Annotated in this window: 2 protein-coding genes; both read left to right on the top strand. The window is 61.9% G+C overall.

What is annotated here, in order from left to right:
- The first annotated feature begins 8 nt into the window (after positions 1-8).
- Positions 9-6770 (top strand): non-ribosomal peptide synthetase, encoded by a 6762-nt coding sequence (locus B9A19_RS21555; protein ID WP_084093210.1) that lies wholly within the window; start codon positions 9-11, stop codon positions 6768-6770.
- Between the two features lie 96 nt (positions 6771-6866).
- A partial coding sequence (locus B9A19_RS21550) for an AMP-binding protein (protein ID WP_139799050.1) occupies positions 6867-9208 on the top strand: 2342 nt, incomplete at its 3' end.

The following is a 9208-nucleotide window of genomic DNA, read 5'->3' as shown; positions in this document are numbered from 1 at the left end:
CCCTGCCCTTGACCGATCTGAGCGACCTGCCAGCCGGCGAACGTGAAGCCCACATGCTGTGGTTGGCGCAGGATGAAGTACGCCAACCCTTCGATCTGGCCACTGGCCCGCTGCTGCGCGCGCAAGTGCTGCGGCTGGCGCCAGATCGCCATGTGTTGTTGGTGACCTTGCACCATATCGTTGCCGATGGCTGGTCGATGGGCATTCTGCTCAATGAACTGACCGCCAGCTATCGGGCCCGTCTGGCTGGTGAAGCAGCTGCGCTGCCCGTTTTACCCATCCAGTACGCCGACTTCGCCCACTGGCAACGGCAATGGCTCAGCGGCGACGTCCTCGCCCGCCAGCTCGATTACTGGCAACAGCAACTCGCCGATGCCCCCGCCCAGCTCGGCCTGCCGTTTGATCGGCCCCGTCCGGCGGTGCAGACCTTCAACGGCGCCAAGTACCCGTTGTGGATTCCTGCCGACACGCTGACCGGCTTGCAACAGCTGGGCCGCGATGGCGATGGCACGCTGTTCATGACCCTCAGTGCGGCATTTGCGCTGTTGCTGGCACGCTATAGCGGTCAATCCGATCTGTGCATCGGCACGCCGATTGCCAATCGCAACCGCGCCGAGATCGAGGGGCTGATCGGTTTCTTCGTCAATACGCTGGTGTTGCGCGCACAGGTGGATCAGCGGCAGTCGTTTGCGGCTTTGTTGCAGCAGCTGCGGGCCACCACGCTGGCGGCGTATGAGCATCAAGACCTGCCTTTCGAGCAACTGGTCGATGCGCTCAAGCTGACCCGGGATACCAGCTATTCGCCGCTGTTCCAGGTCATGATCGCGCTACAGAACAACCCGCGCGGCGAGCTTTCCCTGCCCGGGCTAACGCTGGAACCGCTCATGCTCGAGCGTGATGTTGCCAAGTACGACCTGACTCTTGGCCTGGTCGAGCACGAAGATCGTGTGCTGGCGCTGTTTGAATACAACACAGACTTGTTTGACGAAGCCTCCATCGCCCGCATGGCTGCGCACTTCCAGCGGTTGCTGCAGCAAGTTGTCGCCAGCCCGCATGCCCCGCTGGCAACACTGGACATGCTGAGCGCCTCAGAGCGCCAGCAACTGCTGACAGACTGGAACGACACCGCCCGCAGCTACCCGGCAACAGCAACACTGCCGCAGCTGTTCGAGGCGCAAGTACGGCAAAGTCCGGACCATACGGCCCTGGTGTTCGAGGGGAAACAATTGAGCTACGCGCAGCTAAATGCTCGCGCGAACCAGCTTGCCCGCTGGTTGCAACTGCGTGGTACCGGGCCGGAGTCGCGCGTGGCGCTCTGCTTCGAACGCTCGCTCGACATGGTCGTATCCATACTCGCGGTACTGAAAGCCGGCGCCGCCTATGTGCCGCTTGATCCTGCCTACCCGCGCGAACGGCTGGCTTACATGCTGGCCGATGCCACGCCGACGATATTGCTTACGCATGGCAGTGTCGACGTACTGCGTGACTGGGGTGGCGGCATTGTTTGCGACCTCGGCCAGTGCAGCGACGAACTGATCAGCCTGCCAAGCGATAACCTGCAGGCAACGATCTATCCGGACAATATTGCCTATGTAATCTACACCTCGGGTTCAACCGGTCGGCCCAAGGGCGTGCAAAGCACTCACCACGCTGTGGTCAACATTGCGCTGTCGCACCGGGAACAGATCCACCAGCGCCATGGCAAGGCCAAGCTCAATACCAGCTTCAATGTGCCTTATGCATTCGATGCATCACTATCCGAGCTGGTGTTGCTGCTTGATGGTCACACCCTGCATATCGTGCCGGAGGAAGTACGGCTATCGCCCGAGGCATTCGGCGCCTTTCTGGTCGAACACAGGCTTGATGCGCTGGATACTACACCGGCACAGCTGCGCTATCTGCTGGAGCACGGTCAGGCCGATGCGCTGCCCGCCATCGTGGTATTCGGCGGCGAAGCCATCGATGCGGCGCTCTGGCAGCAATTGCGCAAGCTGCCCGGCCGGCATTTCTACAATGCCTATGGCCCGACCGAATGCACGGTCGATGTGACGCTTGCCCCGCTTGCCGACAGCGAACACCCGGTCATCGGCCGGCCGGAAGCCAATACCCGGCTCTACGTGCTGGATGCTGCATTCAACCCGGTGCCGGTGGGCGTCAGCGGCGAGCTGTACATCGCCGGCGCCGGCCTGGCGCGCGGCTATCTGAACCAGCCAGCGCTGACCGCAGAGCGTTTTGTACCTGATCCATTCAACCCACAGGCCGGTGCACGCATGTATCGTTCTGGCGATGCGGTGCGCTATCTGCCCAATGGCCAGCTGGAATATCTTGGCCGCATCGACGAACAAGTCAAAATACGTGGGTTCCGTATCGAAACTGGCGAAATCGAAGCGGCACTGCACAGCCATCCGGCAGTTGCCGAAGCCTTGGTACAGGCGGTAAATGTGGCCGGCCATCAAGCGCTGGCCGCCTACGTGGTACGCACAGCGCACTGGCAGCCGCCGCAGCTGGATGCAAACGCGACAGGCAAGGTAGCCGAATTCGACTCGGGCAACGCACCGTTCTCGCGCGCGTGGCGCGTGGAGGTCGCTGGCGAGCGCATTGCGGCTGTCTGCCCGTCGCAAGCACTGGTCATGCACGATGCGGCACAACGCAGCTATCGCGTTCACTCGCTGGCCAGCATGCCTTATGGCCGTGCCGACTTCGATGCGCTGCATGCCGATGCCTGGCCGGCTTACTTCGCCGGCTCGCCGGTGCTGCACGCGTATTGGGAGGAAATGTATCGCTGCTTCCCTCATACGCAAATGCTCATCAAGGAAGCCGTGGCCGAAACCGTCGGCGTCGGCAATGCGGTACCACTGCATTGGGATGGCAGTGCAACGAGCCTGCCGCGCGGCTGGGACGGTGCGCTGACCCAAGCCATACACGAGCAACGGTGCAGCATCGCGCCCAATACGCTGGTCGTGCTCGCCGGCATCATCGATCCGGTGTACAAGGCTCGCAAGCTCGCCGGCCTGATTGTCGATGGATTCAAGCTGCTGGCCCGCAGCCTGGGCTTGCAGCACGTGCTGGTCGCGCTGCGCCCTATCGCCAAGACCGCCCATCAGGATGTGCCGCTGGCCGATTACGCCACCATGCACGGCAGCGATGGCCGCCTGCTCGACAACTGGTTGCGCCTGCATTGCGATGCCGGCGGCAGCGTCATTGCTACCGAGGCGCATTCGCAACGTGTTGAAGGCAGCATTGCACAATGGCAAGAATGGACCGGACAACGCTTTGCCGACTCCGGTACTCACTATCTGCCTGATACGCTTGCGCCGGTGCATGTGTCGCTGGAAACCGATTACGCGTTTTACGACGATCCGTGCATCTGGGTAGAACACCCGCTGGCAATGATTGAAGCTGCTGCGCAGGCCGATATCCAGACTCTGCTGGCGGCGTACCGACAGCTCGACAACGAGGTGATCGATCGCATCCTGCTGCTCGATCCGGCTGCCTTCAGCGCCGGAGTAGATGCCAGCCCGGCCCTGAATGCAGACAATCTCGTCGGCGCGCTGGCGGCGCTTGCTCCTGTTGGTAGCAAGCTGCCAGCCACGGGTGCGCTGCGCGATCATCTGGCACGTGTGCTGCCGGCCTACATGATCCCGGCCCACTTTGTATTCCTTGACCGCATGCCGCTGACGGCCACCGGCAAGGTCGACCGCAAGGCACTGCCACTGCCCGAGCAAAGTAGCGACACAGCCGGGGGCTACGTAGCCCCTGCCAGCGCGGAGGAGCACGCGCTGTGTGATATCTGGCAAAACGTGCTCGGCATTACCCGCGTGGGCGTGACCGACAATTTCTTTGAAATCGGTGGCGATTCCATCCTGTCTATCCGGGTCATCTCGCGTGCCAAGCAGGCCGGCCTCGTATTCAGCGCCAAGCAACTGTTTGCGCATCAAACCATACGTACCCTGCTGCCACATGCCAAAACAGCCAGCAAGGTCGTCGCGCCGCAAGAGGCCACCAGCGGTGTCATGCCGCTCTTGCCCATCCATGCCGACTTCTTTGCCGAGCACAGCCCGGCCCCTGCACATTTCAACCAGTCTGCCGTGCTGCGCGCGCCGGCAGATTTCAGCCTGCCGGCACTGCGAGCCATCGTGACCGCGCTCTACCAGCGGCACGACGCACTGCGGCTGCGCTACACATGCAGCGATGAGCAGTGGCGTGCCGAATTCCAGCCGTTAGACGAGGCAATGATGGCCGCAACGCCGGGCTACCTTGATCTGCGCGGGCTGGACGAAGCACAACGCCAGCATGCGCTCGCGGAGCATGGTCGCAGCATTCAAACCAGCCTGGATCTTGCCAGCGGGCCGCTGTGGCGCGCAGTCTGGTGCCAGGCCGATGGCGATCGGAGCCGTCTGTTGCTGGTATTGCACCATCTGGTCGTCGACGGCGTGTCCTGGCGTATCCTGCGCAAGGATATTGAACAGGCTTGGGGGCAATATCGCCAAGGCAAAACCGTGCGGCTGGAAAGCAAAGGCTCGTCATATGCACAGTGGGCACATTTCCTGCACGAGTACGCCCGCAGCAAAGCATTGCAACGCGAGCGCAGCCATTGGCTAGAAACGATGCAACAGCCAGCCGACACGCTGCCAGCCAGCCAGCCAGCTGGTGATGACACGATGGCCGATACCCAATCGGTGCTGCTTGAACTGGATGCGGTACACACCCAAGCCCTTCTGACCCGCTGCCATCAGGCCTACGGCACGCAAATCAACGATCTGCTATTGGCTGCACTGATGCTGGGCCTGCGCGACTGGGCCGGCATCCGGCAACAACGCATCCTGCTGGAAGGCCATGGCCGCGAGGAATTGAGCGAAAACATAGACCTGAACGAAACAGTGGGCTGGTTTACCACAGCCTACCCGGTCTGGCTGGCATTACCTGCAGACAACGATATCGGCGCAGCCATCCGCATGGTCAAGGAGCAGCTGCGCACCGTACCAGCCAAGGGCACAGGCTATGGCGTACTGCGCCATCTTGCCGGCGATGCCGAATTCACCCGGGCAGAGGCACCCCGCATCATTTTCAACTATCTGGGCCAATATGCTGCGACACCGACGGATGCACCGGCAGATTTCAGCCAGATCGCTGAATTTGCCGGGGAGACCATCAGTGCACTGCATCCTCGCTCGCACTTGCTGGGACTGAATGGCGGCGTGCGCGAGGGCTGCCTGAGCATGGCTCTGGACTACAGCGCCCAACGTCATGCCGATGAAGGCATCACCGCATTACGCGATGCCATCAGCCATCAGCTCCATGCAATCATCGCGCATTGCCAGGCCCGGCATGACAGTGGTGCGCCCATTAGCGATTTCGCTTTCCGCGAACTGGTCAGCGGTCGTGCGCCGCTGATGACCAATGGTCATGACTTCCTCAAGCGGCTGGACCTGAACCATTGGAATGCCTCCGACCTGCTGGAAATCTCCGCCGAGTTCACCGCAGCCATCGTACAGCGGGCCTTACAGCAGACGCTCGAACAGCACGATGCGATGCGCGTCATTTTTGTCGAAGACGGCGGCCAGTGGCAGCAATACTTCCAGTTGCCCAGCGCCATGGCGCCATGGTGGGAGCAAACAGACCTGACCCACCTGCCCGACGATGCCGCCCGCAAGGAAATCGAGACGATCTGCGCGGCGCGCCAGCAATCGCTGGATATCCGCAGTGTGCTGTTCCGTGCAGTGTATTTTCATCTGGGTCAGGGCCGCAAACCGAGACTCTTGCTGGTGATCCACCACGCCATCGTCGACCGCTTTGGCGGGGAGATTTTTGTTGAAGATCTGGAGCAGGCCTGCATCAGCCTTGCTGCCGGTCGCGAGCCTGCCTTCCCGCCCAAATCAACATCGATGAAAGCGCTGGCCGAAATCTGGCAGGAACGTGCGCAACACCCGGACGTGCTGGCCGATCTGGCCTGGTGGCGTGCGCACCAATGGCAGCGTTTCAAGCCGCTGCCGCAGGAAACACGGCCGGACAAACTGCTGCAGCACGAGGGGCACGCCATGCTGGCCTCTGCTGGCGATGCGCTGAGCAGCGACGAGACGATGGCATTGCTGTCGGTGGTCGAGCACTTTCCCGGCTTGAGCATAGGCGACGTGGTGACTTGCGCTGTGGTCTTTGCCTACGGTAACTGGACCGGTTCGCGCGCGCTCATGCTGCTGGGCGGTCAGAACGGCCGGGCGGTTGATTTTGACGACAGCGTTGACCTCACGCGCACCGTGGGCTGGTGCATGCACTACACACGTACCCCCATCGATCTGTGCGATTGCACCGATACGCTGGATGCGTTGTATAGCACGCAACGGCAACTGGCGGCACTCAAGGAGCGTGCTGCGCACTACGCCCTGCTGCGTTACATGAATGACGACGCAAACATCCGGGCGCAAATGGCAGACATCGGCGATGCACAGCTCGAGTTCGGTTTCGTCCCCTTGCATGTCACGAGCACGCAAGACATCCAGATTGGCCATTTCAGCGTGGCGCAGGAAGACCGCGGCCCGAATGAAGGGCCGATGCGCCCGGGCTTCCGCCCCTTTGGCGGCTCTGCCGTGCGTGACGGGCGACTGGGAGTGGGCTGGACATACTGCCGCAGCATGTTTGCAGAGGAAACCATGAACGGTTTCATTACCGACGTACTCGCCTGCATGCGCGACATCAGCCAGGACATGCACGAGATCGTCGCACAGCGAGCCGCGTCGGCAGCATTGCCAAGTACAGCGCCAAGCAAGGCATAGGGTAAACACGTTGATGATGATCAAGCAGTGCAGCAGGCAATCCATGCCGATTCATGGCTGGAGGCCTGCATCAACCGCTCTGGCAGGAAACGTTCAATGACATCGACACACGTTTTTCGCTGCATCCTGATCGGCGAAACCACGCTACCCGAAGCCTGCGCCGAGCGCCTGCAAGCCAAAGGGCACGAGATCGCCGCTGTAGTAACGCGCGATACCCGGCTGCAGGCCTGGGCGCAGACGCGGAATATCCCGCAAACGGCATCGGTTGGTGATTTGCCAGCACTGCTGGCCGGGCAGGCTTTCGACCATCTGTTCAGCATCGTCAACCCGGACATCCTGCCACCCGCGCTGCTGGCACAGGTGCCGGGGCATGCCATCAATTACCATGACGGGCCGCTGCCGCGTTATGCCGGCATGTACGCAACGTCTTGGGCGCTGATCAACGGTGAAACTCGCCACGCCATCAGCTGGCACTTGATGCAGTCACAAATCGATGCGGGCGCCGTACTGCAACAAACCTGGTTCGATATCGACCCGGACGACACCGCGCTGTCGCTGAATGCCAAATGCTACGCCGCTGCCTTGCAGGCGTTTGACACGCTGATCGATGAGCTGGCGGAAGGAGCGCTTGCACCGCAGCCGCAAGACACACGCCTGCGCAGTTTCTTTGCCGGCAACCGCCGCCCCGAAGCCGGTTGCAGCCTGGATTGGTCCCTGCCAGCCGACAAGCTGGCCGACCTCGTGCGCGCACTGCAATTCGGCCCTTACCCCAACCCGCTGGGCACGGCCAAGCTGTTGACCTCTTCCGGCTGGTATGCGGTCACACAGGCGGAGGTGCTACCCGGCCAGCCTGAGGCCGTAGTTGGCACAGTGCTGGCGTCAAGCGAATACGGTATGGACGTTGCCACTGGTTCAGGCACGCTCAGACTTTCTGCGCTAACCGATTTGGCCGGCAAACCCTTCAAGCCCGCGGACCTCGATTGCACGGCGGGAACAAAGCTGCCCCTCTTGCCTACAGCCGAAGCAGCTCAGCTGAGCGCTGCATATGCACACTCGTCGCAGCACGAGGCATACTGGCGTAGCGAATGGCAAAGCGCAGGCCCCCTGCGTCTGCCCCATGCGCGCGGCGCAATCGGCGTGGCTCCTGTCGTGCGCGAACTCACGCTGCCACTGCTGCAACATGGCAGGTCTCCTGCCACCACTGCAGCTACGTTCGTAGCCTGGCTGGCTCGCATCACCCAGCTTGATAATTTCTCCCTCGGCTATCGCCCTGCTGCGCTGCAGACCTTGAGCAAGGTCTGCAAGTCCTTCTTCGTGCCATCGCTGCCTTTGTTCTGCCAGATTACTGCTCGGCAAACCTTTGCGCAGCTTGGCCAGCACATCGAAGCAAAGCTGGCCGAACTTGCACAGCACGGTGTACCTGCGCGCGATATCGTCCAGCGCTATCCCGAGCTGCGCAGCCAGGCAGGCAAGCAGATGCAGGTCGCAATCGAAATCGTCGATCTCGCAAAAATTGCTGGTCCGCTCACCGACGACTTTGCGCATGTACTCCTGTTGCAGATTGCCAGTGACGGCAGCCGCTGCCGCTGGGTGTATGACGCGGCATTGCTCTCATCCGACTATCTGCCGGACATGCTGGCGCAGTGGCAATCCATCCTGCTTGCAGCGCATTCCTCACCTGAGCAGGCCATAGCGGATTTGCCGCTGCTGGACGCAGCCGGCCGCAAGCGTGTGCTGCTGGACTGGAATGCCACAGCAGTTGCGCACGCATCGCCACCGGCCTTCCATCAACTGTTCGAACAACAAGTCGATGCCCAGCCAGCTGCACCCGCTTTGTTGTTCGGCGATGCAGTACTGTCCTACGCCCAACTCGATGCCCGCGCCAATCAACTGGCACACGCTTTGCGCGCTGCCGGGGTCGGGCCCGATGTGTGTGTCGGGGTGTGCTTGTCGCGTTCCTTCGAGCTGGTGATTGCGCTGCTGGCCATCCTCAAGGCCGGCGGGGCGTATGTGCCGCTCGATCCGGCTTATCCGCCACAACGATTGGCGCACATGCTGGCCGATGCGTCTCCGCGGCTGGTGTTGGCCGAACAGGCACATGCTGATGTGTTGCGTGCCTATGCCGGGCCGGTGTGGCTGCTGGATGAGGCGGAGCGGCAGGCCGAGTTGGCAGGCCTGGCGTCAACACGCTTGAATCTGCCGGTGTGGCCGCAGCAACTGGCCTATGTGATCTATACCTCGGGTTCGACCGGTTTGCCCAAGGGCACGCTGGTGCCGCAGGCCGGGCTGGTGAATCTGGCCCTGGCGCAGATCGCCGCTTTTGGCGTACAAGCCGGCCAGCGGGTGTTGCAGTTTGCCTCGTTCAACTTCGATGCCGCAACGTCGGAGCTGTGCATGGCGCTGGGGGCTGGCGCCACCCTGGTGCTGGCCCGTGCCGA

It is taken from the genome of Andreprevotia lacus DSM 23236 (genome assembly GCF_900176275.1).
Classification (GTDB): domain Bacteria; phylum Pseudomonadota; class Gammaproteobacteria; order Burkholderiales; family Chitinibacteraceae; genus Andreprevotia; species Andreprevotia lacus.
Note: the sequence above shows the minus strand (reverse complement) of the source record. Positions and strands in the feature narration are given on the sequence as shown.